The organism is Streptomyces sp. NPDC047315, from assembly GCF_040643215.1.
Lineage (GTDB): Bacteria > Actinomycetota > Actinomycetes > Streptomycetales > Streptomycetaceae > Streptomyces.
Genome location: NZ_JBEYTZ010000062.1, coordinates 1 through 25,961, shown reverse-complemented (window position 1 = coordinate 25,961; position 25,961 = coordinate 1). Strand labels below are relative to the sequence as shown.

Genomic DNA, 25,961 nt, shown 5'->3' with positions numbered 1-25,961 from the left:
ACCCCCCAGGTCATCCGTTCGACAGAGGGGACACAGTCATACCGGGCCCGGAGGCCAGCGGCCCCATTGCAGGACCGCGAAAAACATAACGGGGGCTGCGGATTCCTGGCTCAGTTCCCTTTGCCCGCCAGGGATTACGAGACAGCCCTCAGAAGCGCCCTAACCGCCCCAGCACCTCGCCGAAGCCCTCGATGGCCCGGAGGGCGTCCGCCTGGGGCATCCCCGGCGGCTGGACGCGCAGGATGACGCCGTCCGCGCCCATCGCGGCATAGCGGCCGAGGCCGTCCGCGCACTGCTCCGGGGAGCCGACGACGCTGCGCGCGGCGATCTCGTCCCACCCCTGCGCGTACCGGGCCGCGTCCATCGACGTGCGCTTCCAGGACCCGTACGCGTCGTACAGCGCTCGCAGCGGGTCTTCCAGTGCCGCGCGGGCCTGCTGCGAGGTGGGGGCACAGTACCCCTCGCGGCAGACGAGCACGTCGGCGCCGAGGGTGCCGGGTCCGCGCTCGCAGGAGAGGTACTGGTCGATCTTCGCGGGGAGTTCGGCGTCGCTCTCGTTGAAGGACGTCGTCCAGCCGTCGCACATCAGCGCCGTGCGCGCCAGTGCGGCGGGCACCCGACCGCCGTTCCACAGGCGCGGTCGGGGCCGCTGCGCGGGGCGGGGGGAGAGGAAGGCGTCGGTCACGGAGGTGAAGCGCCCCTCGTACGTCACCGACTCCTCGGTCCACAGCCGGGTGACCAGCTCCACGCACTCCTCGAAGCGCGCGACCTTCTCGTGCGGCGGGACGCCGTACAGGGCGAACTCCTCGGGCCGGTAGCCGAGGACGACGCCCGCGGTGAGCCGGCCGCCGGAGAGCACGTCGAGGTGGGCGAGGGTCTCGGCGAGCCACACCGGCTGGTAGACGGGGGCGATGAGCCCGGCGGTGGCCAGGCCGATGCGCTCGGTGTGCGCGGCCAGCCAGGTCAGCGAGGTCAGCGCCTCGTGGTAGCCGGGGCGGTGCAGATGGCGCTCGCCGAGCACCACCCAGTCGAAGCCCGCCTGTTCCGCGAGCCGGGCCTGCTCGACGGCGTCCGCGAGTGCGGGGCGGTCGTCCTTACCGGTGAACAGGTTGACGTAGAGGCCGAGGCGCATGGCCGGACTCCTATCCCTTGTCCTTTACGGTCTGGGCCGTAAAGGTTAACGTATTGTCCGTGGTTACCAAAGGGTTTGCGGAACAAGTGGTGGACGCATCGGGTGAGTTGTTCCGGACGCTGCGGGGGACGGTACTCCCGGCGGCGCTGACACCGATGGATGCGCGAGGGAACGTCGACCTCGGTGTCCTGCGCGCCTACGCGGCGCAGCTCGACGCCGTCCCGGTCGGCGGCTTCGCGGTGTGGGCACACACCGGCCGCGGCCTGTACCTCTCGGCGGTCGACCGCGCGCGGGTGCTGCGCACCTGGCGCGCGGCGACCGACAAGCCGCTGGTTGCCGGCGCGGGCGTCCCCCGCGACCTCTCACCGGCGACCGTGGCCGAGGCGGAGGCCGCGGTCGAGGCGATGGCGGTGACGGCGGCCGAACTGGGCGCGGACGCGGTGATGGTGTACCCGCTGCACGCCCTGGCCGCCCTCCCGGACGGCCACGACCGCGCCGTCCGGCTGCACGAGCGCGTGGCGGAGGCGAGCGGGCTGCCGGTGCTCGGGTTCTTCCTGCACGGCGAGGCCGGCGGGTACGAGTATCCGCCGGCACTGGTCCGCGACCTGCTGGCCCTGCCGGGGTCCCTGGGCCTCAAACTGGCCACCCTGGACCGCGCGATGGCCTGCCAGGACGCGATCCGCACGGCCCGGGCCACGGACCGTCTGGTCGTCACCGGCGAGGACCGCATGTTCGGCCCCAGCCTGATGTGGGGCGCCGACACGGCCCTCGTCGGCATCGCGGCGGCCCGCGCGGAACTGACGACGGCGGTCCTCGACGCCTGGCGCGCCGCGGACCACACGGCCTTCGTCAGGGCGTCGGCCCGCCTGGACCGCTTCGCGGAAGCCACCTTCCTCGCTCCGATCGAGGGCTATGTGCAGCGGATGCACTGGGCGGCGGTGTGGGAGGGCCTGTTGCCGGAAGCGGCGGCCCACGACCCGTTCGGCCCGCCGCTGCCGCCGGTGGAGCGGGCGCGAGTGGTGAGGTGCCTGGAGGAGTTGGCGGAGGACGGGGCGGAGTAGCGGGGCCGCCCTTGTATCCTTTTTATGGCCTGGACCGAAAGATGAAGAACCTTTGTGGTACGTCAACCCGGCGAGCACGAACCGCTGAGGTCCGTAATGCCTAGACTTACCCGCGCGACGTTTGGGACCCGGCCGGAACAGGCCGTATGGATGAAGGAGACGGGGCGCATGGCGTTCACCATCGGTGTGATCGGCCCCGAGGACCTGGTGCAGAAGGTGCGGGCGGTCGGTGCTCCCGGCGCCACGCGGCTGTTGGGCCTGCCCTACCGGCACGAGGACGAGACCCTCGACGTCGTCCGCGAGGCGGCGGCGTCCGGCGCCGACGCCCTGCTGTTCACCGGGGTCGTGCCGTACGCGCTCGCGGCGGAAGCCGGACTGCTGGACCGGTCGGCGATGTACGTGCCGTACAACGGGGCGACGCTGCTGCGCGCGCTCGTGGAGCTGCTGCGCCTCGGCCACGACGTGTCGCGGATCTCCATCGACACGCTCCAGCGCGCCGAGGTCGTCGAGACCATGACCGAGGCCAAGCTGCCGACCGAGCACGTGCACGTGCTGCCGTACCGCCCCGGGCTGACCGGCGACGACCTCGTCTCCTTCCATCTCGGCGCCCGCGACGACCAACAGACCCGGGTGGCACTCACCTGCCTCGGCTCCACCTTCCACACCCTCGACAACGAGATGCACGCCGTACGCCTCGCACCCTCCCGGCACTCCATCCGCGCCACCGTGCAGTCGCTGGTGCTCGCCGCCTCCGCCGCACAGAGCGGCGACACGCAGGTGGCGATGGGCATCGTCGACATCCCGCCCGGCTCCGACGACTCCGAACTGGCCGCCGACCTCGCCGCGCTCGGCGGCAGTCTGGCGCATCTGCCGGACGGGCGGCGGCTGGTGGTGACCACCCGCGGTGCCCTGGAGAAGGCCAGCGAACACTTCACCCGGCTCCCGCTGCTCGACGCGCTCGCCTCCCGGCACACCTCGGTGCACGTGGGTTTCGGTCTGGGCCGTACGGCGGCGGAGGCCGAGTCGCTGGCGCGGCGGGCCGTCAACCGGGCCGGTGCGGTGGGATCCGTGGCCGGGGTCGTGTCCATGCGGGACGACGTGGACATGGTGATCGACGCCGACTCCGGCCGGGCGACCGCGCCGACCGGGCCGGAGAACAGCGTGCTGCTCGCACGGCGAGTGGGGCTCAACCCGCAGACGCTCGACAAGCTGCGCGAACTGGTCACCGCCGCCGACGGCGAGGGCCTGACCGCGCATGCCGTGGCAGAGCACCTGGACGTCCAGCAGCGCACCGCGAGGCGCGTGTTGAAGCGGCTGGAGCGGGCGGGAGTGGCGGTGCCGATCGGCAGCCAGCAGCACGGGCAGACGGGCCGGCCGCCGATCGTGTACCGCGTACGACTCTGAGGCAGGAGGCAGGAGGCAGGAGGCAGGAGGCAGGAGGCAGGAGGCTGCCGGGGCCGGCGCTGCTCATCGACGGGGGCCACGTCGGGACATCGCGCCCGTACTGGGTACTCGGATGCCATGAACACTGACCGAACGGGCGGCAACCCGTCGCCCGCCCCAGACCCACGCAGCACCTCAAGCCCGGAACGCGGCGCTGGCGTGCCACCGGGCGAGACGCCGCCCGCCGAGTCGAGCACGGGCCCGGAGACCGGCCCGCGCCAGGAGACGAGCCGTGGCTGGGCCAAAGGGCCTCTCATCGTCATCGCGGTCCTCGTCGCGTTCATGGCCGCCTTCTTCCTCGCCTACGCCATCTTCCTCATGAATCTCTGAGGCGTCCGGCCGGCTGTCCAGAGCCTGCGAGTGCAGGTTCCGCCCCCGCCTGCCCGGGCACCCGGAGCGGGCCGGTGCTACTGAGAGTGACGTCATCGGTTTATCGGCCGTCGTTCCGGTTACCCGCAGGGGACGGACGAGGCGACGAAGCGAAGGGAGGGGCGGGCATGAGGGTCAACCCCGGAACACGGCTCGTCGAATCCGGTGGACGTGCCGCGATGGAGTGGCAGCGGGAGGCCGCCTGTGCGGACGTGGCCGATCCCGATCTGTTCTTCCCCATCAGCACCACCGGGCCCGGCGCCGCGCAGGTCCAAGCAGCAAGGGAGGTGTGCGAGCGCTGTTCGGTGGCGGCTCAGTGCGCCAACTGGGCGCGCGGCACGGGGCAGACGAACGGCGTCTGGGGCGGCATCGCCGCCGAGCGCGGCGTGGGCGTCCCCGCCGCACGACACGCAGGAGAGTGACGACCGTGACCAAGCGTCAGGACGGCAGGAAGCAGGACGAGCCGCTGCCCCGGGATCCCCAGCACCTCCAGGCAGGCGACGACGAGGGCGAGGACCCGCTGGCCGTCCCCGTACCCGAGGTGCCGGGCGAGGGCGACGAGCTGCCGGACACGGACGAGGCCGGCACGCACCCCAAGGGCCGGCCCCGTGGACACAACGTCCACCCCGAACACCCCACCCCTGACGAACCCACCGGCTGACCCGTCCGCCCCGCCCGTGTGGATGCTGCTCTCCGGCGTGACGGTCGGACTCGGCGTCAGGCCGGCCGGGCCGGTGGTGGGCATATCGCGCAGTTCCCCGCGCCCCTGTCTCGCTGCCCCTGTCACTCGTCTGCGGGCAGGGGGTTTGGGGCGCTGGTGTTCCGGCGGCGCTGGCGGACGGGTCACATGGGGCTTACGGACACGACTTAGGGCCTGTCTATCCGGGGGATCGGCGGGTGTAGACGCCCATCCGGACCTGCCCCACCAATCGCTCCTCCACCAGGGCGAACGACGTACGCAGGACGGCCCGCTTCGTCCGCTCCACCGGCTCCGCGTCCAGCGGCTGGTCCCGGTGGTCCTGCACGGCCACGATCCGGGACGTCGACAGCATGTGCGAGCGCACCTGCGCGGGTGACGCCTCCGTACCGAAGAGGGTGTCGGAGGCGCGCGGTGAGCGGGCGAGGGAGACGTCGTGGAGATGTGCGTAGGACGCGGCGTGGGCGAGGGCGTAGCTGCGGCGCCGGCCCGGGGCGAACAGCAGCCCGTCGCCCGGGCGGGAGACCTCGGCGACCGCCGACGCGACCGCACCCACGTCGTTCTTGCGGCTGTCCGGCATACGCAGGAAGGGCCCGTGGGTCACCAGCACCACCAGCGCCCCGACCGCCGCGGACCACGCGAGCGCACGCGACCAGTAGTGGTCCAGCGCCGCGCCCAGCACCAGCGCGAGGCCGACGACGTACGGCAGGACGTAGCGGTCGACGAAGAGCGGATGCACCGTCGACACCAGCAGCAACAGCCCCGTGGGCAGCACCAGCAGCGGCAAGGCCAGGGACCGTACGCGTGCACCCGTCGGGTTGCGCGTGCAGGCCCAGCCGAGCGCGGCCAGCAGCGCCAGCACCGTGAAGTCCCCGGTGTCGGGCGGGTCGATCCACTCCACCTGCGACGACTGGGTGACGCTGAACAGCGCCAGGGGAGCCAGCCCGACCGTCACGCACACCGCGGCGGCGACCCAGCCGCGTCCCCGGTCCTCTCTGCGCCGCCACACCGTCACGCCGTGTGCCGCGACCACCAGCACCGCGAACTCGTGCAGCAGACAGGCCAGCAGCATCACCACGGCGTACGCCACCCAGCGGCGGCGCAGCAGCAGCCAGCTGCCCCAGGTCACCAACGCGCAGACCAGTGCGTACGAGCGGCCCTCCTGCGCGTAGCGGTGGACCACCGGCAGCGCCGTCAGCACCAGCCCGGCCAACAGGCCGGCGCGCGGCCCGGCGAGGTGGCGGCCGACGAGGGCGACGCCGGCGGCCGTCGCGGTGGTCCCCAGCACGGACGGCAGCCGCAGCGGCACGAGCCCGGGCTCCCATACGGCGAACACCGCGTGCACGAGGAAGTAGTGGAGGCCGTGCACCGCGTCGCCGGTGCCGAGCGTCCGCCAGATCTCGGGGACCGTGCGCCGGGCCATGCCGTAGGTGACCGCCTCGTCGCCCCACAGGGTGCCCTCGCGCGTCAGGCCCCACAGCCCGAAGGCGAGCATCAGCAGGGCGGGCGGCACGGCGACGGCCCAACCGGGCACGGACGACGACCCACCGGAGCGCGGACGGGGAAGAGGGAGGGCTGCGCGAAGTGACGTCGCAGGAAGGGGACGGGCGGCGCGGGCCGGCACGGAGTTGCTCACCGGTCGAGTCCATCGCCCCCGTCATCGATGTGCAGGCCCCCACGCCGCACCCGTCGATTCATGACCCTCGCAGGTCACCGCCAGAAGGGGGTGCGGGGGACGGGGCGGGCGGGTCGGGCTGGGTGCTGCTCCAGCGGAGGCGGACGTCCAGGTGGACGCTGGTCTTCGCGCTCGTGAGGACGGCGCCGAGCTGTGCGTCGAGCGTGATGCCGAAGGCCACTTCGACCTCCTCCGGCTGTTGCGCAAGGGAACGGAACTCGGCGATCATCTCGGCGGCAGCGGCGGTGACCGGCGCGATGGCCTCGCGCAGCGTGCGCTGCGCGCCTTGCAGGCGTTGGCCCAGGCTGACGGCGCCGGTGCCGGTCCGTGCCGGTGCGGAGACGAGGACGGTGGTGCCGTCGGAGAGGGCGAACTGGACTACGTCAGACACGGGACTCCTCGGTCATGGGTTCGACGGCGGCCGGCACGGGTTCGGCTGCGAAACCCTGCGGATGCGGATGCGGATGCGGATGCGGATGAGGATCAGGGCGGCGCGGCGCAGAGGGCGTTGGCGGGAAGGGGCGAGGTCCCCAGCTCCTCCTGCACGCTCTGGAGCTGGGGAAGCAGGCTGCCGAGGTCGTTGGCGCCGTCCGCGAAGTCGAGGACGGCCCGGTAGAACGCGGCGGCGACGTCCGGGCTCAGCACGTCGGCTGCGCTGAAGCACAGCTGGTAGCCCGAGCGGGGCTGCAGCATCGTGGCGATGCGCTGCTGGACCGGGTTGGCGTAACCGGTCACCGCGGCGTGGGCGGAGAAGGCGGATGAGCCGGGCGCGTTGCCCCAGGACTGCTGGCCTTCCGAGCCGGCCAGGTATGCGACGAAGCGGCGTGCGCTCGGGTTGTCGGCCGTGAACATGCCGATGAAGTCGCCCGACACCTGAACGGGACGGTTGGTCGGGGGCGCGACGAAGTCGAGGCGTGCGGGCTCTCCGTCGACGGCGGCCAGGGCCGAGCGCGTGCCGTGCGCCAATTGGCAGGTGGGCGACGGTGTGGTCATCGTCCGGGTGGCGTCCGAGAACGCCTTTTGAGGAGCGTCCCTGAGGGCCGCGTCCCCGAGGAGTCCACGCCAGCGGGACCAGGCCCGCTCGACCTCCGTGGACGTCCACGGCAACGTACCGGAGGCCCATTGCGCGTAGGCCCCGGCGCCTGCGTCGGCGAGCATGATGTCGGCGATCCAGTCGGCACCCGGCCAGCCGGAGGTCGGGCCGGACGCGAGGCCGAGACACCAGCGGAGATCGGCTCCGCGTGCGAAGGCGGCGAGCGCGTCGATCGAGTCCGTGGGCGGCTGCTCGGTCGTCTCGGAGTCGTACCAAACGAGGGTCTTGACGTCGACTTTGACCGGCACCGCGTACGTCGTGCCCCGCACCTGGGCGAGACCTCTGAAGGGTTGCAGATAGGCGTCGATGTCGACCGTGTCGTCGTCGAGCGGACGAAGGCCCTTGCCCTTGTGCGTGTACCTGGCGATGGCGCTCACGCTGGGGAGCACGGCGAGGTCCGGCGGGGAGCCCGCCGCGACCGAGGCGTCGAGTTGTTGGGTGAGCGCCCGGGTGACCTGGACGTCGACCCGGACGCCGGTGTCGTGCTCGAAGTCCTTGACGACGGAGTAGAACGCCTGGAACTCAGCCTTCTGCGTCCACGGAACCATGATGGACACCCGCTCCTCGGTGCCGGCGCCGGGGACGGTGCAGCCGGCCGTGGCCAGCAGCAGACCGAAGGCCACGAGAGCGCGCAGGACACCCCGACGGAGGCGGCGCGGTGTCCTCGGCACGGGTTCGGTCGTGGACGCCGTCATGGGCGGGGGAACCTGTACTCGGCGAGCCGGGGGCGGTACGCCAGGTGATTGAGGACGCCGGCCACCACGAGCGCCAGGAGCGCGACCGTCATGGTCACGGGGTGTCCGACCGCCGGGTGCGCGGAGAGGCGGCCCTCGTCCCACGTGGTGAGCGCGGCCGAGACGACGGCGACGGCCGCGGTGACGGCGAACGCCCCGGGGAGCCGTCGGCCGATGTGGCGGTGGAAGTGGCACGCCAGGACCCAAGCGGTGGCGAGCCCCAGCGCCAACATCACGACCAGCGGGGCCATGGCCAGGCCCCAGAGTTGGACGGGATCGAGCCAGTTGGCGTCCCGCTGCCGGGCCAGACCGTTGATCTGCATCTTCTCCAGGTCTTCGAGGGAGGCCCGAAGCCCGCCGGTGCCGGGGATCGGCCGACCGGTGTCCGGGTCGGGCAGATGGGAGGCCGCCAGCGCGCCGACCGCGCCGTCCACGCTCGACTGGCGGCTGTGCCGTTGGTCGCGAACCGCCGCGCCGGTGAGCTCCAGGACGGTGGTCAACTGCCCCTGGACGAACTGGATCTGCGTCCGGCCGGCCGCCCCGGCCGCGTTGCCCGGCGCGGCAGCCGTGACGAGGGTGCCGATGCGCGCCGTCGCGTTGGCGAAATCCGTTCCGGCGCCGATCAGTTCGAGCTGACCGCTCGCAGCCTCGTCCAGGGCCCGGCCCGCCTCCTCGGCAGCGCCGATGGCCGTGCGGATGTCGTTGATCGCCGCATTCGTGCGCCGTGCGGAGGTGATCTCCTGCCCGCCGTCGACGGCCACCAGGAGGTGTACGACGGCGGTCGCGCACACCATGGTCAGCATGCCCGTGCGCAGCCAACGCAGCACCCGGGTCGGGTGCACGCCGCGCAGCTTGCGCCACGCCTCGACGGTGCGGCTCCGCGCGGTGGGCGCCGCCGAGCGGCTGTCCTCGGCGCTCATCCGCCGGTCCCGATGCCCTCGTCGTCGACGTGGCGACCGCAGTGCTCGCAGTACTGGGCGCCGGGAGAGGCAAGGGCCTCGCCGCAGTGCGGGCAGCGGCGTCGAGCGGCACCGGCGGGCCCGGCGGCGATCCGTTCGATCGCGTCCAGGGGCAGCGGGCCGGTCCGCGTCGAGTCGAGCCCGAGCCGCTGCATCTCGCCGCGCGTCACGTCGCGCCGTACGACCGCCCGGCCCCCGGCGTCCGTGTCCGCCACCGCCCGGAGCAGCCGCAGCCGTCGCTCGTCACCGAGTTCTTCCGCGAGCCCCAGCGCGAGACGCAACTCCCGGTCGGCGCGCGTGCCGTCCTGCTGCGCGTGCGCGTCCGCACAGGCCCGCATCGCCATGCCGAGTTCCTGTTCCGTCCGGACGCGGGTCTGGAAGTCCGGCACGGGAACCTCGAAGGCCGGATTGGGCCACCGTCGTACGAGGAACGCGTCCGGTGGCGCACACGGCACGCGCCCGCCGCCGTCGGGCGGCTCGGTGTGCAGCACGATGCGGGCGGCCCGCAACTCCTCGTCGACGGGCAGTGCCCCGGCCTCGAAACGCAGCGAGATCTGGTACTGACGGGCCTCCGCGGACCAGGACCCGAGGGGGATGTGGATCTCGTCGCCGTACTGCTGGCTTTGGCGCGTGAGGTCGACCTGCACGGGGCGGGTCTGGTGGACGAAACCGAGGCCGAGCCGTTCGTTGAGCCGTAACCCCAGATACAGATGGGGCACGACGACTCGCTGGGCCCTTTCCATGAGGGCGACGAAGTCCCGGGTGAGGTCGGTGATGTCGATGACGGCCTCGGCGCTGCCGTGCAACGCGTCGGCGACCCGGCGGAGCTCGTGGTGATTCCAGTCCTCGCCGAGCCCGCGCGCGTCACAGGTGAACCGGTCGGTGCAGGCCGCGAGGGCGGCGTCGAGCTCCTCGGGGCTCTCGTCCTGGTCCTTGCCGTCCGTGTAGAGCACGGCGTGGCGTACGGTGCCCGGGGCGGTCGAGGCGTCGAAGAGCCGTCGGGCGCACTCCAGCCACGTGCCGATCGCCGTTCCACCGTGCGCCAGTTGGGCCGCGACGCGGGCCTTCGCCTCCCGCTTGTGCGCGGCGTCGACGCGTACGAGCCCGCCGCCCGGCGGATAGACCACCGTGGCCGTGCGGTGGCCCGCCACGATCCCGAGGAGCGTTCCCTCGCGCAGGGTGTCGACGGCCGCGCAGATCGCACGCTTGGCCTCGTCGAGCTTGCCGAGCCCCGCCATCGACGACGACCGGTCCATGATCAGGACTTCGGCGCTGGGCACCGGCCCGTGGGGCACGCCTCCTTCGACAGCACGGGCCCGTACGGTGACGAGGGCATCGGCCCGGGTCGCGTCGAACGCCAAGTGCGGCGGCGCGTCGACTTCCACGGAGAAGTCGAGCGCGGCACGCGAAATTTCCCCCATCGGTCCTCACGACCCCTCGTCGCACCTGACCGCAAATGCCGTGTGTGCCCGGTTCGGGCAAGCGGGAGCCTAGCGCCTCCGGTCACGTTGCGGAACGGTCCTGTCGCGCCACGTTTGCAGCCCGCCGCGCCCGCGCTCGCCGTCGCTCGCGCAGTGGGGACCACGGCCACCGGGGCTCGGGCCGCAGCCGGTTCGCCAGGTCGACGAGGGCCACGAGCTCCCGCTCGGTGGGGGAGTGCCGGGCCAGGGCGCGGACGGCTTCCGAGAACGCGAGCCGGTCACCGTGGCCCAAGAACTCCGCGTGGCCCAATTCGGCCTGCAGCGACGTGCGTTCGGCGTCGTCCACGTCGAGCGCCGCCAAGGACGAGCGGACCTCGCCCAGACCGTCCGCGTCGGCCGCCGGCCCGAGCCGCGCCAGCGAGAGGCGGAAGACCGCGATGCGTGCCTCGCGTTCGAAGCGGATCTCCTGGGACAGCTCTTCGACGATCCCCACGGCCCGCTCCGCGCCGCTCGTGCGGTAGGCGACGCGGGCCAGGCCGAAACCAGCCGCCCCCAGTGCCGGGGTGGTGGCGAAGGCGGTGGCGTAGTGGGACTCGGCCACTGCGTGGTCACCGACTTGCTCCGCGCACAGCCCCAGCGCGAGCAGTGGGATCAGCTCGCCCGGAAGAGCGGCCCGCACCCTGGTGAAGTGCGCCGTTGCCCCTGCCACGTCCGCCTTCTGCCGCATGAGCGCGATCAGGCCGGCGTACCAGCCGTTGAGCCAGTGGCCGTCGGGAAGCGGCACGTCCTTCAGGACCTGCTCTGCGGTGTCGACGTCTGCCGCACGCAGCAAACGTCGACATTCGGCCAGCCGACCCATCACCCTCGTGGAAACCGTACGGTCGTCGGCGTCGCCCAGCGGCATCGGCAGCGCCGCCGCGACCTCACGCGGGTCCGGAGCGGTGAGGAACGGCGGCAGGGCCAGACGTACGCTCAGGTCCCCGGTGCCCTTCGTCCCTTCTGACCGTTCCACCGTCGCGCCGATCCAGTGGTCGAGGGGCCGGGCCTCGCCGATGCCACCGTGCAGGGACGTGTGAAGCGGGCCGAACAGCGCCGATGGCCGGGCCACCCGACGGCCCGTCGGAGGCGCCGCAACGACCTGCCGCACCACACCGCTGAGCTGCTCGCCGAACTGGCGTGCCGAGCTGAACCGCCGGGTCGGCCCGTCGGCGTGCGTCGCGCGTTCCAGGAGCAGCGCCAGCGACCGGACCCCGGGGGCGAGCGGATCCGCCGTGTGCTCGCGGCACGCCTCCTTCAGCGTCATGCCGAGCCCGTACAGGTCGAAGCCGGGCGTGGGTCCCTGCTGGTACTCCGCGTCCCCGGGGAGCGGTGCGTACCTCTCGGTGTACTCGACCATCGGCCCCCGGTCCGCGACGGACCGCACCGCGCCGAAGTCGATGAGTCGGACCCGGTCCAGCGGGCCCGCGGGCCCGGGCTCGTGGAAGCGGATGATGTTCAAGGGCTTGACGTCGCAGTGCAACAGCCCGCGGTCGTGCAGGTAGTCGAGCGCCTGTAGCAGGCGCAGACCGTGCGCGAGGAGGGTCTGCAACCGGTCACCGGGGTGCGCCGACAGCGCGGTGCCGGGGACGTATTCGAGCACCAGGTAGGTGCGTCCGTGCTCCTCCTCGTAGCCGAGGATGCGGATGATGGCGTCGTGTCGGAGCCCGACCAGCACGTCGCGTTCCTTGTCGGACCGGGCGAGCGAGGTGCGCAGTTCCTTGAGGACGACATCGGTGTCGAGGCTGCGATGGTGGGCGAGGTAGGCCGCCCCGTACGAGCCCTGGCCGAGCAGGCGGCGGACTTCGTAGCGTCCGGCGATGACGAGGTCCTTGACGCGGGCGAAGTCGAACCGGGTGCCGCAGTGCGAGCAGAACCCCGCCGTTCGACCGGCACGTCCGTCCTGGCCGCGTCCGACGGGCCGTCCGCAGCCGGGGTTGGCGCAGAAGCGGTGCTGTTCGGCGAGGGGTCCGCTGTCCGCCTGGGGCGCCTGGGGCTCGGTGCCCGTCGAGTCCGGGACGGGGAGGTCGTCGATCAGGGCGAGGCCGTACCAGGGGTCCGGGCGCACCGGCGCCACGCCGGTGGCCGCCTCTTTGACCGGGGCAGGTGCACCGCCCTGGTCCGGTGGCAGCGGCTTCCTGTCGCACGCGGTGCAGAAGCCCTGTTCGTCGATGGTGCCGCGCCCGCATACGGGACGGTTGCACAGCGACATCGCCTCAACCTCCTTCACCGCGACGCTCCGCTTCGATCCGCTGGTTGACGGCCGCGAGGTAGCGCGGCACGCGCCGTCTGGCCGCTGCGAGGTCGATGGGCACGTGTTGCAGCGCGCTGGCCGCGGCCACGTGCAGCTCGCCGAGAACGGGGTCTTCGGCCCCGATCCACCGCTCGGCGAGCCCGCGGTTCAGTTCCAGGGAGACGGCGAGGTCCTCGCGCTCCGCCGTCATCTCCCGCAGCGCGTCGACGTATCGAGCGACGGCGGTACGGGCGGCCACCGCACGTGCCTCGACGGCGGCGAGCTCCGCGCTCGGGTGGGCGGCCCGGGCGACGGCGAGCCGGACGTTCAGCCGCGGAGCGCTGCTGGGAGGCAGACGCGGCGGTGCCAGGAACGTCGTCCCCACGGTCCGGTGCAGCGCCAGCGCCCCGTCCTCGGCGGCGACCAACTCGTCCACCGCCGCCCGGACCTGCGCCTCGGTCACCGGCTGCATCCCGCTGCCGGCGGGCAGGGGCGTCGGGTCGAGGTGGACGTCGTACGGGAGGTCGTCGGGGGGCGTTCCCTCGAAGCCGAGGACGAGCCGCAGCCCGCGCCAGCGGGCGCGCAGGGCCAGCGGTGCGAGGAGGTCCGCGACGAGCTCGGCGGGATCGAGGGCACGGTCGACGCCGTCCACCATCAAACAGGGCGGCGGTCGGCGGTGCAGCAGGTCGTACACCAATTCGGCGACGCCTGCGCGGGTGCTGAAGCCGAACCGCCGGGCGAGATGGGCGCACACCTCGGCGGTGGATCTGCCGCGCGCGTCGTACGCCGCGTCCACGACGCCGAAGTTGAGGACGGTGCCGCTGGGCGCGCCGGTGCGTTCGTCCCGGCCCCCGCCGGTCCGGCCGGCCGGCCCTGATGTGCGTGCGAGGCGAGCGAGCCAGGAGGATCCCGCTCCTGTGGCGCTGCCGGTGCCCACGAGGACGGTGCCGGCGCGTCCGCCGTCGAGCTGCCGGGTCAACTCCCGGGTCAGCGCGAGCTGTAGCGGATCGTCCAGGTCCGCGACGGGCAGGTCCCGGGAGCCGAAGTCGTCAATGCCGTCACCACCGGAGAAGGCGGCGAGGCGCGGGAGGTACGACAGAATCGTCTCGGTCGGGATCATCCAGGCCGCCTTGACGTCCTCGTCGACGTACTCGGCGACCACGATGCCGATCACGCGCCCCTCGAACTCGCCGTCGAGGGCCATCACCCCGGCACCGGAATAGCCCTTTTCGATCCAGGGATCACCCTCGCTCACCCGTTTGAGCATCCCCCACTCGCCTTGACGGCCCCCGGACCCGGCCAGTTCCGCATCGACCCCGATGCCGTACGGCTCGACGCCCGGGAAGCCGTAGACGCGCACCCTGCCGCCGGAGATGGGTACCTTCCACAGCTCGGTGCGCAGGTCGCAGCCGGCCGGTTCGTCGAGTTCGAGGAGGGCCACGTCCCCGAGCCGAGTGCCGTTGTGGTACACCCAGGTGCCGGCTGCCACGCGCGCGGTGCGGGTCCACTCGGGACTGCACACGGTGCTCTTGACCCGGACGTGGGAGGACGGTCCGCCGGGGTGACCGCCGACTTCCTGGACCACGTGCGCGCACGTCAGGACGGAACGGTCGTCGAGCAGCACGCCGGCACCTCGCGGGTCGCCCCACTCGTTGTCGATCCGCACGCGCCACGGTCTGTCCCGATGGTCATGCTGCGTCATGTCTCCACGGTAGAGGCAGACTTGGCGTCCGGGGCGGGAATCCGCGCCCGATCCCTCTCCGTCCGGGCCTTACGCCCCCTCGCCCTGCGCCGCTGTGGATCGCGGGGGCAGCGGCGTCGCGGAGAAGACCGCGTCGGGGTCGAACCTGTTCTTCACCGCCAGCAGGCGGTCCCGGTTAGGACCGTAGGCGTGGGTGATCTGGTCGGTCTCGTCCGCGGCCAGCAGGTTGACGTATCCGCCCGGCAGCGCCTCGCCGGCCAGGGCGTCCGATAGGTCCCCGGCCCAGGCGCGGTGCTTCGCTCCGCCGCGGTCGCCGGGCTCCCACTGGGCGATGGTCTCGACGAGGAGGTGCGGGGTGCGGGCGGCGAAGGCGGTGTCCTCGACGGGCACCCGGGTCGCCGCACCGTGCAGGCTGTGCAGGGATATCGCCGACAGGGCGGACGTCATCCCCGCGCCCCCGGCCACGAGCGCGTCGATCGCCGCGGACGTGAGTCCCGGTAGCGTCCTCGGGCGGATTTCGACGTGCCGTCCGGCCGGGAAGGCGGCGCCGTTCTGCTTGAGCATGTCGGCGAGCCTGGTGGGGGCGACGTAGGAGGCGATCGGGTCCCCGAGTTCGGCCAGCGCGTCCACGACCCGCTGGCCCCGCGCCGGCTCGCCGCACCAGGTGGGGGCGACGAACACCACGGGCTCCCCGGTGGGGCCGGTGACGACGCCGCACTGGACGGTCAACTCGTCCGGTCCGCGCAGGGCGGGTTCCTCCAGGGCCGCCAGGACCGAGGCGGCCTGGGGCCACGGGAACATGATGACCCCGCTGAGGACGGTGGGCACGGTGTGCAGAGTGACCCGCATCGAGGTCACCACGCCGAAGTTGCCGCCACCCCCGCGCAGCGCCCAGAACAGGTCCGGCTCGTGCTCGGCGTCCGTGGTGATCAGCGAGCCGTCGGCGAGGACGACGTCGATGGAGAGCACGTTGTCGACCGCGAGACCGAAACGGCCGCTCAACGGACCGTAGCCGCCGCCCAGGCTCAGGCCCGCCATCCCCACCGCGTCGACCGTTCCGGTCACCGCGACCAGTCCGTGGGGCTCGGCGGCTTCGGCCAGATCACCGGAGGTGGCTCCCCCGTCCAGCTCCGCCACTGCCGCATCGGCGTCGACCCGCACCCGACGCAGTGCGCTCATGTCGATGACCAACCCGCCTTCGGCCAGGGCGGATCCGGTCCACCCGTGGCCACCCGCCCGTACGGACACCGGCATGCCGAGGTCACGGGCGACTCGGACGCCGGCCTGGACGTCGCTCGGTTGCGAACAGTGCAGGACGACGACCGGCCGATGCCTGATCGCTCCGTTCCACAGCGCGCGACTCGCGTCGTAGGCGGGCCCGGAGGTCACCACCTGCCCGGAAGGGGCCGCGCGCTGTAGGTGCGCGGCGACCTCCGCCTGCTGGTTCCCCGTCTGATGCGTCACCGAAGCACCCCTCCCGTGATCGTCCGATGACTCTGATCAGCGACCGTAGCATCCGCTGAATGGAGAGTGCATCAGTTCACCGGAGTCCAACTCCGATGAACTGTGCGGAGATGTGGAGGACATCCGGAGAACGGGGGAATCCGGAGAACGGGGGAATCCGGAGAACGCCTAGGTACGGCGGTGTCCGCACCGCGGAGAGGAGCCGGCGAAGCGACCGTGCGGAACCGGGCCACCCCGTCCCCCCGGTCCGGCCCCCGTCCGTGATCTACTGACCGCGGTCGGCGGCACCCGGCACGGCGTTGCGAAGTGACGGTGCGTCGACGACCGATCGCGACCGCGAGGACAGCGGCCCGCGAAGGCGCTACGACGGGGGTGGGTCACCAGATGTTCGGTTTCCGGGAACGGCGGAACGAACCGCCGGCCGAGCGTGCCAGGGGCGGCGGCGCGGAGCTGGTCCTGCCGTCCGCCGATCCGGACGAGCGGGCGCAGGCGCTGAGCTGGCTCCAGGAACACGCCGGCCACCACCTGGACTCCGGGGCCCTCGCCGACCGTGAGGACCGACTCCGATGACGCCCGTCGAGCGGTCCGTCCCGCGCTACCTGGCCGACACCTCGGTGCTCTGGCGGCTGCTATTCGGCACGGTCGGCGACCCCTGGCCCGCGCGGGTCGCCGAAGGGCTCGTCACCATCTGCCCCGTGGCCCACGCCGAACTCCGGCACGGGCTGCGTCCCGGTGTCGACCCCGCGCCCTTCCACCTGGCGCTCGACCGGGCCTTCGGCTCGGTCCCGATGAAGCACTTCGACAAGCAGCCCGAGGCCGTCGACGTGGCGAAGCGGTTGCGCGCACTGGGTGTGGAGCAGGTGCCCAACTTGATGGGCATCGTCACCGTGCTCACCGCACGGGACCACGGTCTGACCGTCGTCCACACCGACGACCGGTTCGAGGCCGTCAGACGGGTGTACCCCGACATCCCGATGGTGAAGTTGGCTGCGGACCGTCCGCCGCGCCCCGCGCCCGACCGGAACGCCAACCGCAGGCGCGGATTCCTGCGCAGCCTCCTGGACGACTGACCCCGGCCCGCCGGGAAGCGGTCGGGCCCACCTACGGGATGACCGAGGTGGGCCCGAGCGCATGGCCGGCCGGGGCGCGGCTCCTGTCAGGAGGTCACGTCCGCGCCGACCGTTCGCCCGCGTCGCCCTTGGCGGTGTCGTGGCCACCGTCGACGGCCTTGTCACGGCCGCGCGAAGCGGGGGTCCACCAGGACCAGTGCCCGAGCAGCGTCATCAGCGCCGGCACCAGCACCATGCGGATCACGGTGGCGTCGATGATGACGGCGGTGGCCAGGCCGACCCCCAGCATCTGGACGATGGTGTCCGGCAGCGGGGTGAAGCCCAGGAACACACAGGCCATGATCACGGCCGCGGCGGTGATGACCCGGGCCGTCGTGCCGATGCCCGTGACCACGGCCTCGTGCGGATCCCGGTCCTTGTCGTACGCCTCACGGACGGCCGAGAGCAGGAAGACCTCGTAGTCCATGGACAGCCCGTACAGGACCGCGAACAGCAGCATGGGCACGGCCGACATGATGGGCACGGTCTTGTCGAGGCCGAGCAGTTCGATGCCCCAGCCCCACTGGAAGACCATGACGACCACGCCGAAGGCCACGCCGATGGACAGCAGCGTCATCAGGGCCGCCTTCAGGGCGACCACGGGTGCGCGGAACATGCCGAAGAGCAGGAGCATGCCGGCGCCCACCACGGCCAGGACCACCCAGGGGAGTCGCTCGCCGATGACGTCGCCCATGTCGATGATCACCGCCGTGCCGCCGCCGACGAGCACCTGACCGCTTCCGTCGAGCACTCGGGGCGCGATCGAGTCGCGGATGTCGTGCACCAGGTCCGAGACCTCTTGGTCCTGCGGTGCGTGCTCCGGGATGACCGTGATGAGGGAGACGTCGCCGCTCTTGCTCTTCTGCGGGGGAGTCACCCGGGAGGTGTCGGGGTGCTTCTCCAACTCCCGCACCAGGTCCTTGACGGTGGCGTCGTCCGTGTTGGAGACGGTCACCAGCAGGGGCGCGTTGAACCCGGGTCCGAAGTGCTCGCTGACGATGTCGTAGGCGCGGCGCTGGGTGAGCTCGTCGGCCTGCGTGCCGTCGTCGGGGGCGCCGAGCCGCAGCGCGAACAGGGGAGCGGTGAGCAGCAGCAGGAGGACGGTGGAGACGATGACGTACAGCACCGGGTAGCGCTGGACGTGCCGGGCCCAACGGTAGGTCGCCCCCTCGGGCTTCGGGGCGGCGGGCCCGGCGCCGTCGGAGCCCTTCGCCCCCGGTTCGGTGGCGGACGCATCGCCTTCGGTGGTGGACGCATCGCTCGCCGGCGGATTCGACTCCTTCGCCTTCCGCCGGCCCGCGCCGATGCGGGGCAGCGGAAGGGCGTTCACCCGGGGGCCCAGCAGCCCCAGCAGCGCGGGCAGCAGGGTCATGGCGGCCAGCACCATCACCCCGACGGTCACCGCGGCGGCGGTGCCCATCGTGCCGACGAACGGGATGCCGGCGAAGTTCAGTCCGAGGATGGCCACCAGCACGGTGCCGCCGGCGAAGACCACGGCGTGTCCTGCCACGGCCGATGCGTGTCCGGCCGCGGTCACCGGATCCTCGCCGTCCGCGAGGTTGGTCCGGAAGCGACTGAGGATGAACAAGGCGTAGTCGATGCCGGCGCCGAGGCCCAGCATCACCGCGATGATCGGCGCAGAGGTGGGGACGTCGATGAAGAGTGCGGTCAAGAGGATGATCGCCGCACCGGTCAGGATGCCGACGGCCGCGATCACCAGGGGCAGCCCGGCGGCCACGACCGAGCCGAAGACGATGACGAGGACGATGAGGGCGGCGCCGACGCCGATCAGCTCCGCGGTGCTGGTGGACGGCGTGCTGGCCAGGTCCACCACCATGCCGCGGAACTCCACGGTGAGCCCGGCGTCACGGGCGGCTTCGGCCGTCTCGTCGAGGCGTTCGAAGTGTTTCGCCTCCAACTCGCCGAGCTCGGGGCCGTAGTTGACCGCGGCGATCGCCGCTTCCCCGTCCGGGCTGTAACTCGGCTCGTCCACCCCGACCACGTCCGGCTGGTCGGCCATCGCGTCGAGCATCTCTGCCGCCGCGCTCTGTCGCTCGGGGTCTCGCAAGCCGCCCTCGTCGGCGCGCCACACGATCTGGGCGCTGACCTGCCCGACCTCGGGGAAGTGTTTGGTGCTCACGTCGGTGGCGTCCTGCGACTCGGTGCCCGGGACGCGGAAGTCGTTGATGAAGGTGCTGCCTGCCACCTGACCGAGCGCGAGAAGAGCAACAGCGGCTAAGAGCCACGCGGAGATCGTGCGCCAGGGGCGGCGGGCGCAGAGTCGGCCCAATGTGTCGAGTAGACGCTCCATGACTCCATAGAACCGCACTCAGTGTATTGATGCAACCAGTGCAGCTATGCATCTGGTGAAGTTTGGGGCGGTAAGGGGAAAAGCTGGATCTAGGCCATCTGTGCACTTGGTAAAAAAATGCACCCTTGGAAGATCGCGGGTTATAGTGCGGCCATGGTGGAGAGCGTGGGTCTGCGGGAGCGCAAGAAGCGGCGGACGCGCGCGGCGCTCATCGCCGCAGCCGTCGGGCTGATGTTCGAGAAGGGGTACGACGAGACGACCGTCGCCGAGATCGCGGAGGCGGCCGACGTCTCCCGGCGGACCTTCTTCGCCTACTTCCCCGGCAAGAGCGACGTGCTGTTCGCCGACGGCTGGCGCCGCGTCGACGCGGTCCTGCAGATCATCTCCGAACGGCGCCCGGACGAGTCGGTGGCCGACATCCTGCTGCGGGCCCTGGAAGGCGTGGTCATCTCGGAGTCCTCCGAACGGGACCTCTCCGGCCACCTCGCCTCGCAGCGCGTCCGGCTGATCAAGGAGACCCCCGCCCTGCAGGCCGCCCTCGTCCGCCACATGTTCGAAGCCCAGCAGCAAGTGGCCCAGGCCCTCGTCGCGGTCTTCCCCGAGCTGCCGGAGTCCGACGCGCTGGCCGCGGTCGGCGCCCTGCTCGGCGCCCTGCTCAACTCCACCCTCACCGTGCTGGCGCAGGGCCCCGACGACGACGAACTGTTGCTCTCCGTCCAGCGGGCTGCCCGGGTCGCGGTGAACGGCATCGCCTCGCTCCCCGAGGCGGGGCCCGTCAAGGGCTGACGGTTCGTCCCGCGAGCGCGACTTCCAAATGCCGGATCAGGCCGAAGGCGCTGTCCATCGCCTCGTCCAGGGGGTACGCGAAGCCCGTCCGGTACCAGTGCTGCACCGCGCCGAGCACCGCGCCCACGGTGGCCGAAGCCACGATGTGAACGGTGAAGTCGTCCCGTTCCAGGCGTAGTTTCCGCGCCAGCAGATCGGCGAGGAGCAGTGCGATCTCATTCATCCGCGCCACGAACGCGGACCTGATCTCGGGCACCTCCATCGCGTAGCGGATGCGCCGCAGCACCGAATCGGACGCCTCGGCGAGGGTCGCCGACAGCAGCAGCGTGGCCGCCGCGTGAATGGCTTCGAGCGGAGGGCGCCGGTTCAGCTCGTCGGTGATCCTCTCCAACGTCGCGCTGCCGTGCGGGTTCCACAGGACCAACTGTTCCTTGGTGCCGAAGTACCGGTACACCGAACTGGCGGAGACCTCCGCGGACTCGGCGATGCGCTCGATGGTCACCGCGTCGTACCCGTGCGCGTCGAACAGGTCGAAGGCCGCGTCCTGGATGCGGTGCATCGAAGCCAACCGCTTCCGCTCCCAAAGACCTGGCTGCGCTCGCGCTGTGTTCCCCATCTGTAGTCGTCTGCCCCTGTGATCACCCATGGAAACCAGCACCCGGCCGGACCGAAAACAGACAGTCACTTGTAGTTGGGAGTAAGCGCCGATACGGTTGGTTACCGCCGGTCGCACTCTGCAGCATTCGGATCGGCCAGACCACTTCCCGTCCTGAGGGAGGCGATGGCATGACGCAGGCGATCGGTGTGATCGGACTGTGCAAGGACATCGGTCGATTACGCGTCCTCAACGGCTTCAGCATGCGGGTCCCCACGGGCCAACTGCACGGACTGCTCGGCTCCAAGGGGTCGGGGAAGTCCACGGTCATCCGCATCCTGATGGGGCTTCAGCGCAAGGACGCCGGGCACGTCGAACTGCTGGGCGCGGACCCGTGGCACGAGGCCGTCGAGCTGCACCGGCGCCTGGCGTACGTGCCCAGCTGCGTCCAGCTGTGGCCGAACCTCTCCGGGATGGAAGTGCTCGACCTCATCGGCTCGCTGCGCGGGGGCCTCAACGCCCGACGCAAGGCGCTCCTGATGGAACGCTTCGCCCTGGACCCCGCCAAGAAGTGCTGCACCTACTCCGCCGGAGACCGCCAGAAGCTCGCCATCGTGGCCGCCTTCGCCTCCGACGCGGAGTTGCTCCTCCTCGACGAACCCAGCTCCGGGCTCGACCCGCTGATGGAGGTCGCCTTCCACGAGTGCCTGCGCGAGGTCCGGGCCGCCGGCAAGACGGTGCTGCTGTCGAGTCACAACCTCTTCGACGTCGTCGAGTTGTGCCATCAGGTCACCATCGTCGCCCAGGGGCGCAACCTGGTCACGGCCACCCCGGAGGAGCTGCGCAACCTCACCCGCATGAAGATCGTGGCGGACACGCCCCGACCCCTCGACGGGCTGGAGGGGCTCGCGGGCGTGCACCACGTGGCGGTCGACGGGGCGCGGGTCACGATCGAAGTGGACCCCGCCGCGTCCGACAGCGTCTCCCGACACCTGGTCGACCACGGCGTGCGGTCCCTGTCCAGCGTGCCGTCCTCCCTGGAGCAACTGCTGGCCCAGGAGCACCGGTCGGACGGCACGGCCGGCAAGGACGCCCGACACTTCGACTGACGCAGGCACTCGGGCACGACAAGCCCGCAGGCATGCGGGCGGGGCGGCCGGCGCCCGGTCGTGCAGGCGACCGACCACCCGAAGCCGTCGTTACTCCGCCACGTACGTGCGGTGCGTCCAGGAGAAGACCCGCAGCTCCCGGCCGTCGTGCACGACGTGCTCGTCGGTGCGCTCGAAGTGCTCGTAGCAGTGGCCGCGACTCACCTTCAGGCGTTCGTCGGCGTCGGGTACGTAGCGGACGAGTTGCTCCTCCGAGAACGAGGAACGGGGATGGCCGCGCAGGACGCTGTTCGGCAAGGTGCTCGACATGTGGTCCACCCTCCTGGCGAATGCGAACTCACACCGACGACTCCGGATGGGTCCGCAGTCCTGGATGTGCGATCTCCCCGGCAGTCGGAGAGACCTGGGTCACGTTAGCCCCGGCGGAGGGCGACGGGCGTCGCGCGCGGCACGGAACGGGGCCCAGAAAGGCGACAGGCAGATCCTTAGGGGGGTGGGACGGCCTGCCTAGGTCCCCCCTGAATCTCCCAGGAGCCACAGCCGGAGCAAGGCCCTGAACTGCAAACACCGCTCACAGTGGTCGCATCGTCACCACAGGTAGCTCGCCACTGAGCGCTGTGCCGTGATTGCTTGAGGTCACCGCGGCCAGTCGGCTCATCAGATGGCTGCCCTCTGGTGTGAACGATCCAGCGACGGACTGGTGGTGGCCATGAAGAAGCAGTCGTCACGGGCTCGCGGCGCAGCCCGCAGCTCCAAGAGCCCGGAACTCAAAGGCTCCGAACTTGAAGGCCCCGAACTCAAGGGTTCCGAACTCAAGAGCTCCGAACCCAAGAGTCCCGAAGGCGCCGACAACTTCATCGCAGTCGTCGGCATGTCCTGCCGACTTCCCGGAGCACGTCAACCGGCCGAGTACTGGGACCTGCTGACACAGGGGCGCAGCGCCGTCAGCGGAATGTCGGACGACCGCTGGCGCCTCCTCTCACGCAGCGGTCGACAGCTCACCCCGGCCGACGAACGAGTCGTCAGGACGGGCGCGTTCATCGACGGCGTGGACACCTTCGACGCCGCCTTCTTCGGCATCACTCCCTGGGAAGCCGCGCTGATGGACCCCCAGCAGCGCATCATGCTGGAACTCGGCTGGCAGGCGTTCGAAGACGCCGGCACACCCGTCGGTGCCGCCCGCGGCCAGGTCGGCGTCTTCGTCGGCGCGGCATCGAGCGACTACGCAGCCCTCGTCCACCAACTCGGCCCCGATGCCGTCGCCGCACAGTCCATGACCGGCCTCCACCGCAGCATGGTCGCCAACCGGGTCTCCCACCACCTGGGCCTGCGCGGACCGAGCCTCGTCGTCGACACCGGCCAGTCGTCCTCGCTCGTCGCCGTGCACGTCGCCTGCCGCAGCCTCCTCACCGGAGAGTCCGACCTCGCCCTGGCCGCCGGCGTCCAACTCAACCTGACCGCCGAGAGCGCCCTGCTCGCCGCCAGGATGGGCGCGCTCTCCGCCGACGGACGCTGCTTCACCTTCGACGCCCGGGCCAACGGCTTCGTCCGCGGCGAGGGCGGCGCGGCCGTCGTGCTCAAGCGGGCCGACGACGCCGTACGCGACGGCGACCGCATCTACTGCCTGATCGCCGGCTCCGCCACCACCAACGACGGAGGCGGCCCGCTCACCACCCCCAGCCGGACCGCGCAGGAAGAAGTGCTGCGGCTCGCCCACCGCAACGCCGGCGTGACCCCGACCGACATCCAGTACGTCGAACTCCACGGCACCGGCACCCCGGTCGGCGACCCGATCGAAGCCGCCGCACTCGGCGCCGTCATCGGCAGCGCCCGCCCGCACGGCAACGCCCTGTGGACCGGCTCGGCGAAGACCAACCTCGGCCACCTGGAAGCCGCCGCCGGCATCGCCGGATTCGTCAAGACGGCCCTGTCGCTCCACCACGGCCAGGTCGTCCCGAGCCTGAACTTCGCCGAACCCAACCCCGACATCCCACTGGACGGACTGAACCTCAAGGTCGCCACCGAACTCGCGCCGTGGCCCGACGACGCACGCCCCCGCACCGCCGGGGTCTCGTCGTTCGGCATCGGCGGCACCAACTGCCACGTCGTGCTCCAGGAGTGGCCCGCCGTCGACGCCCTCTCGGCACCCGACACCGAGACCGAGACCGACGACGACCACGTACTCCTGCTGTCCGCCCACGACCCCGCAGCCCTACGCGAACGGGCCGCCGACCTCGCGACCTGGCTCGCCGAACACCCCCGCGTCACCCCCGGCCGACTCGCCCCGACCCTCGCGCACTCCCGCTCGCACCTCCCGCACCGCGCCGTCATCTCCGCCGCCGACGCCGAAGCAGCCGTCGCCCGACTGCACGACCTGGCGGCCGGAACGCCCGCCACCGACATCGTGACCGGTACGGCAGGGGGCCCCGCCGAGCCGCGCGGCATCGCCTTCGTCTTCCCCGGCCAGGGCGCGCAGTGGCAGGGCATGGGACGCGACCTGATCGCCACCTCACCGACCTTCGCAGCGACCATCGCGGCCTGCGAGCAGGCCCTCGCACCCCTCGTCGACTGGTCCCTCACCAGCGTCCTCACCGGCGGCGCCGACGCACCCTCGCTCGACCGCGTCGACGTCGTCCAACCCGCGTCCTTCTGCGTCATGGTCGCGCTGGCCGCGCTGTGGCAGGCACACGGCATCCACCCCGGAGCCGTGATCGGCCACAGCCAGGGCGAGATCGCCGCGGCACACGTCGCCGGCGCACTGAGCCTGACGGACGCCCTACGCATCGTCACCTTCCGCAGCCGCGCCCTGACCACCCTCGCCGGCAGCGGTGCCATGGCGACCGTCCGGCTCGACGGCGACACCGTGCGGCGACTCACCGCCGAACACGGCGGCACCATCACCGTCGCCGCCCTCAACGGCCCCGGCTCCACCGTGGTCTCCGGCTCCCCCGAAGCCGTTGACGCACTGCTCGCCCGGTGCGAAGCCGACGGCGTCTGGGCCCGCCGGATCGCCGTCGACTACGCATCCCACTCACCCCACGTCGACCAGGTCGCCGACGCCCTGGCCCGGGACCTCACGGACGTCGCCCCCCGCACGGCACCCGTCACCCTGGTGTCCACCGTGACGGGCACCGCGATCGACACCGGCACGATGGACGCCGACTACTGGTTCCGCAACCTGCGCCAGCCGGTGCGGTTCGCCGCGGCCACCCGATCGCTGCTGGACGAGGGATTCACCCACTTCGTCGAGATCAGCTCGCACCCCGTGCTCACCCCGTCCCTCCAGGAGACGATCGAGGCCGCCGAGCTGCCGGAGCCGGCCTTCGCCCTGGCGACGTTGAAACGCGAAGAGGGCGACCTGCGCCGCTGGCGCACCGCGCTCGCCCAGGCCCACGCCCACGGCCTCCCGGTGGACTGGAGCACCGTCATCGGTGCCCCCGCCGAACCGCTCGACCTGCCCGCCTACCCCTTCCAGCGCCAGCCCTACTGGATCGACGGCACGGCCGGTACGCACGACGCGAGCACCGCTGCTGCGCATGTGGCGGCACGACCGGAGGCCGCGCAGCGCCTGCTGGCCATGCCGCCCAAGCGCCGTACCGCGGAACTGGTGACGCTCGTCCTCCAGCACGCGGCCGTCGTCAGTACCAAGCCCGTCGCCACGGACACCGACCCGGCCCGCACCTTCCGGGACCTGGGCCTCGACTCGCTGGGCGCGGTCGAACTGCGCAACCAACTCGCCGCGGCCACCGGACTGACCCTCGCCACCAACCTGCTGTTCAACCACCCCAGCCCCGAGGCGCTGGCCCACTTCCTGAACGACGAACTCACGAAGGGCCTGGACGACCTGGTCGCCCCCGCGCGGCCGAGCGAGCTGAGCCGGACGTCGTCGAAGGGCCGGGGTCCATCGGACCCGGACACGCACGACGATGCCATCGCCATCGTGGGGTTGGGGTGTCGGTTGCCGGGGGGTGTCACGTCTCCGGAGGGCTTGTGGAGCGTGTTGGTCGAGGGGCGGGATGTGGTTTCCGGGTT

At 71.7% G+C, this 25,961-nt stretch carries 22 protein-coding genes; 10 read left to right on the top strand and 12 right to left on the bottom strand.

Annotation, left to right across the window (positions count from 1 at the left end):
- Positions 1-148: 148 nt before the first annotated feature.
- A complete protein-coding gene (locus ABZ842_RS37505) occupies positions 149-1,132 on the bottom strand; it encodes an LLM class flavin-dependent oxidoreductase (RefSeq protein WP_361547886.1) in 984 nt (327 codons plus the stop codon).
- A gap of 59 nt (positions 1,133-1,191) precedes the next feature.
- On the opposite strand from ABZ842_RS37505, the gene ABZ842_RS37500 reads away from it, so the two are divergent.
- The 5 genes from ABZ842_RS37500 (at position 1,192) to ABZ842_RS37480 (ending at position 4,666) form a co-directional block, all read left to right on the top strand.
- Positions 1,192-2,193: a dihydrodipicolinate synthase family protein gene (locus ABZ842_RS37500; RefSeq protein WP_361547883.1), complete on the top strand. Its 1,002-nt coding sequence runs from the start codon at positions 1,192-1,194 to the stop codon at positions 2,191-2,193.
- A gap of 168 nt (positions 2,194-2,361) precedes the next feature.
- Positions 2,362-3,597: an HTH domain-containing protein gene (locus ABZ842_RS37495; protein ID WP_361547880.1), complete on the top strand. Its 1,236-nt coding sequence runs from the start codon at positions 2,362-2,364 to the stop codon at positions 3,595-3,597.
- Between the two features lie 117 nt (positions 3,598-3,714).
- A complete protein-coding gene (locus ABZ842_RS37490; protein ID WP_361547877.1) occupies positions 3,715-3,966 on the top strand; it encodes a DUF6480 family protein in 252 nt (83 codons plus the stop codon).
- 167 nt (positions 3,967-4,133) lie between these two features.
- Entirely contained in the window at positions 4,134-4,427 is a 294-nt protein-coding gene (locus ABZ842_RS37485) for a WhiB family transcriptional regulator (protein WP_361547874.1), read from the top strand.
- 5 nt (positions 4,428-4,432) lie between these two features.
- Positions 4,433-4,666, top strand: coding sequence for a hypothetical protein (locus ABZ842_RS37480; protein WP_361547871.1), 234 nt, complete (start codon positions 4,433-4,435; stop codon positions 4,664-4,666).
- Positions 4,667-4,883: 217 nt separating this feature from the next.
- Here ABZ842_RS37480 and ABZ842_RS37475 read toward each other — a convergent pair whose 3' ends face one another.
- The 8 genes from ABZ842_RS37475 to ABZ842_RS37440 all read right to left on the bottom strand — a co-directional run bounded on the left by ABZ842_RS37475 (position 4,884) and on the right by ABZ842_RS37440 (position 16,019).
- Positions 4,884-6,236: a hypothetical protein gene (locus ABZ842_RS37475; protein ID WP_361547868.1), complete on the bottom strand. Its 1,353-nt coding sequence runs from the start codon at positions 6,234-6,236 to the stop codon at positions 4,884-4,886.
- A gap of 160 nt (positions 6,237-6,396) precedes the next feature.
- The gene (locus ABZ842_RS37470) at positions 6,397-6,768 is read right to left on the bottom strand and encodes a CU044_2847 family protein (RefSeq protein ID WP_361547865.1); all 372 of its coding nucleotides are present in this window, start codon (positions 6,766-6,768) and stop codon (positions 6,397-6,399) included.
- Between the two features lie 92 nt (positions 6,769-6,860).
- On the bottom strand, positions 6,861-8,165 hold the full coding sequence (locus ABZ842_RS37465) for an ABC transporter substrate-binding protein (protein ID WP_361547862.1): 1,305 nt from the start codon (positions 8,163-8,165) through the stop codon (positions 6,861-6,863).
- Positions 8,162-9,124 carry a hypothetical protein gene (locus ABZ842_RS37460; protein ID WP_361547859.1) on the bottom strand — a complete coding sequence of 321 codons (963 nt, stop codon included), beginning with the start codon at positions 9,122-9,124 and terminating at the stop codon, positions 8,162-8,164. The genes ABZ842_RS37465 and ABZ842_RS37460 overlap by 4 nt, the downstream gene beginning before the upstream one ends.
- The gene (locus ABZ842_RS37455; RefSeq protein WP_361547856.1) at positions 9,121-10,584 is read right to left on the bottom strand and encodes a VWA domain-containing protein; all 1,464 of its coding nucleotides are present in this window, start codon (positions 10,582-10,584) and stop codon (positions 9,121-9,123) included. The genes ABZ842_RS37460 and ABZ842_RS37455 overlap by 4 nt, the downstream gene beginning before the upstream one ends.
- 82 nt (positions 10,585-10,666) lie before the next feature.
- On the bottom strand, positions 10,667-12,850 hold the full coding sequence (locus tag ABZ842_RS37450; protein WP_361547853.1) for a tetratricopeptide repeat protein: 2,184 nt from the start codon (positions 12,848-12,850) through the stop codon (positions 10,667-10,669).
- Complete coding sequence (locus ABZ842_RS37445; protein WP_361547850.1) at positions 12,837-14,555, bottom strand: trypsin-like peptidase domain-containing protein; 1,719 nt, start codon at positions 14,553-14,555, stop codon at positions 12,837-12,839. Before ABZ842_RS37445 ends, ABZ842_RS37450 begins: the two co-directional genes overlap by 14 nt.
- A gap of 69 nt (positions 14,556-14,624) precedes the next feature.
- Positions 14,625-16,019 carry an FAD-binding oxidoreductase gene (locus ABZ842_RS37440; RefSeq protein ID WP_361547848.1) on the bottom strand — a complete coding sequence of 465 codons (1,395 nt, stop codon included), beginning with the start codon at positions 16,017-16,019 and terminating at the stop codon, positions 14,625-14,627.
- A 384-nt stretch (positions 16,020-16,403) separates the two neighbouring features.
- Between ABZ842_RS37440 and ABZ842_RS37435 the strand changes: the two genes are divergently transcribed.
- Entirely contained in the window at positions 16,404-16,589 is a 186-nt protein-coding gene (locus ABZ842_RS37435; protein ID WP_361547845.1) for a hypothetical protein, read from the top strand.
- Positions 16,586-17,089, top strand: a complete 504-nt coding sequence (locus tag ABZ842_RS37430; protein ID WP_361547842.1) for a VapC toxin family PIN domain ribonuclease — start codon at positions 16,586-16,588, stop codon at positions 17,087-17,089. The genes ABZ842_RS37435 and ABZ842_RS37430 overlap by 4 nt, the downstream gene beginning before the upstream one ends.
- Positions 17,090-17,183: 94 nt before the next feature.
- On the opposite strand, the gene ABZ842_RS37425 is transcribed toward ABZ842_RS37430, so the two are convergent.
- Positions 17,184-19,334: an MMPL family transporter gene (locus ABZ842_RS37425; RefSeq protein ID WP_361547839.1), complete on the bottom strand. Its 2,151-nt coding sequence runs from the start codon at positions 19,332-19,334 to the stop codon at positions 17,184-17,186.
- A gap of 258 nt (positions 19,335-19,592) precedes the next feature.
- Here ABZ842_RS37425 and ABZ842_RS37420 point away from each other — a divergent pair, with 258 nt between their 5' ends.
- Positions 19,593-20,225, top strand: a complete 633-nt coding sequence (locus ABZ842_RS37420) for a TetR family transcriptional regulator (protein ID WP_361547836.1) — start codon at positions 19,593-19,595, stop codon at positions 20,223-20,225.
- On the opposite strand, the gene ABZ842_RS37415 is transcribed toward ABZ842_RS37420, so the two are convergent.
- On the bottom strand, positions 20,215-20,784 hold the full coding sequence (locus ABZ842_RS37415) for a TetR family transcriptional regulator (protein WP_361547889.1): 570 nt from the start codon (positions 20,782-20,784) through the stop codon (positions 20,215-20,217). The two genes, ABZ842_RS37420 and ABZ842_RS37415, sit on opposite strands and share 11 nt — an antisense overlap.
- 227 nt (positions 20,785-21,011) lie before the next feature.
- Here ABZ842_RS37415 and ABZ842_RS37410 point away from each other — a divergent pair, with 227 nt between their 5' ends.
- Positions 21,012-21,929, top strand: a complete 918-nt coding sequence (locus ABZ842_RS37410; protein WP_361547833.1) for an ABC transporter ATP-binding protein — start codon at positions 21,012-21,014, stop codon at positions 21,927-21,929.
- Positions 21,930-22,019: 90 nt separating this feature from the next.
- Here ABZ842_RS37410 and ABZ842_RS37405 read toward each other — a convergent pair whose 3' ends face one another.
- On the bottom strand, positions 22,020-22,238 hold the full coding sequence (locus ABZ842_RS37405; protein ID WP_361547830.1) for a DUF5988 family protein: 219 nt from the start codon (positions 22,236-22,238) through the stop codon (positions 22,020-22,022).
- A gap of 352 nt (positions 22,239-22,590) precedes the next feature.
- Between ABZ842_RS37405 and ABZ842_RS37400 the strand changes: the two genes are divergently transcribed.
- Positions 22,591-25,961: acyltransferase domain-containing protein (locus ABZ842_RS37400; RefSeq protein ID WP_361547828.1), on the top strand; the 3,371-nt coding region annotated here is incomplete at its 3' end.

Excerpts from the sequence above, each read along its gene's own strand:
- ABZ842_RS37505 (WP_361547886.1), bottom strand. The coding sequence starts at position 1,132 with ATGCGCCTCGGCCTCTACGTCAACCTGTTCACCGGTAAGGACGACCGC.
- ABZ842_RS37495 (WP_361547880.1), top strand. The coding sequence starts at position 2,362 with ATGGCGTTCACCATCGGTGTGATCGGCCCCGAGGACCTGGTGCAGAAG.
- ABZ842_RS37490 (WP_361547877.1), top strand. The coding sequence starts at position 3,715 with ATGAACACTGACCGAACGGGCGGCAACCCGTCGCCCGCCCCAGACCCA.
- ABZ842_RS37485 (WP_361547874.1), top strand. The coding sequence starts at position 4,134 with ATGAGGGTCAACCCCGGAACACGGCTCGTCGAATCCGGTGGACGTGCC.
- ABZ842_RS37465 (WP_361547862.1), bottom strand. The coding sequence starts at position 8,165 with ATGACGGCGTCCACGACCGAACCCGTGCCGAGGACACCGCGCCGCCTC.
- ABZ842_RS37460 (WP_361547859.1), bottom strand. The coding sequence starts at position 9,124 with ATGAGCGCCGAGGACAGCCGCTCGGCGGCGCCCACCGCGCGGAGCCGC.
- ABZ842_RS37455 (WP_361547856.1), bottom strand. The coding sequence starts at position 10,584 with ATGGGGGAAATTTCGCGTGCCGCGCTCGACTTCTCCGTGGAAGTCGAC.
- ABZ842_RS37445 (WP_361547850.1), bottom strand. The coding sequence starts at position 14,555 with ATGACGCAGCATGACCATCGGGACAGACCGTGGCGCGTGCGGATCGAC.
- ABZ842_RS37435 (WP_361547845.1), top strand. The coding sequence starts at position 16,404 with ATGTTCGGTTTCCGGGAACGGCGGAACGAACCGCCGGCCGAGCGTGCC.
- ABZ842_RS37430 (WP_361547842.1), top strand. The coding sequence starts at position 16,586 with ATGACGCCCGTCGAGCGGTCCGTCCCGCGCTACCTGGCCGACACCTCG.
- ABZ842_RS37420 (WP_361547836.1), top strand. The coding sequence starts at position 19,593 with ATGGTGGAGAGCGTGGGTCTGCGGGAGCGCAAGAAGCGGCGGACGCGC.
- ABZ842_RS37415 (WP_361547889.1), bottom strand. The coding sequence starts at position 20,784 with ATGCACCGCATCCAGGACGCGGCCTTCGACCTGTTCGACGCGCACGGG.
- ABZ842_RS37410 (WP_361547833.1), top strand. The coding sequence starts at position 21,012 with ATGACGCAGGCGATCGGTGTGATCGGACTGTGCAAGGACATCGGTCGA.
- ABZ842_RS37405 (WP_361547830.1), bottom strand. The coding sequence starts at position 22,238 with ATGTCGAGCACCTTGCCGAACAGCGTCCTGCGCGGCCATCCCCGTTCC.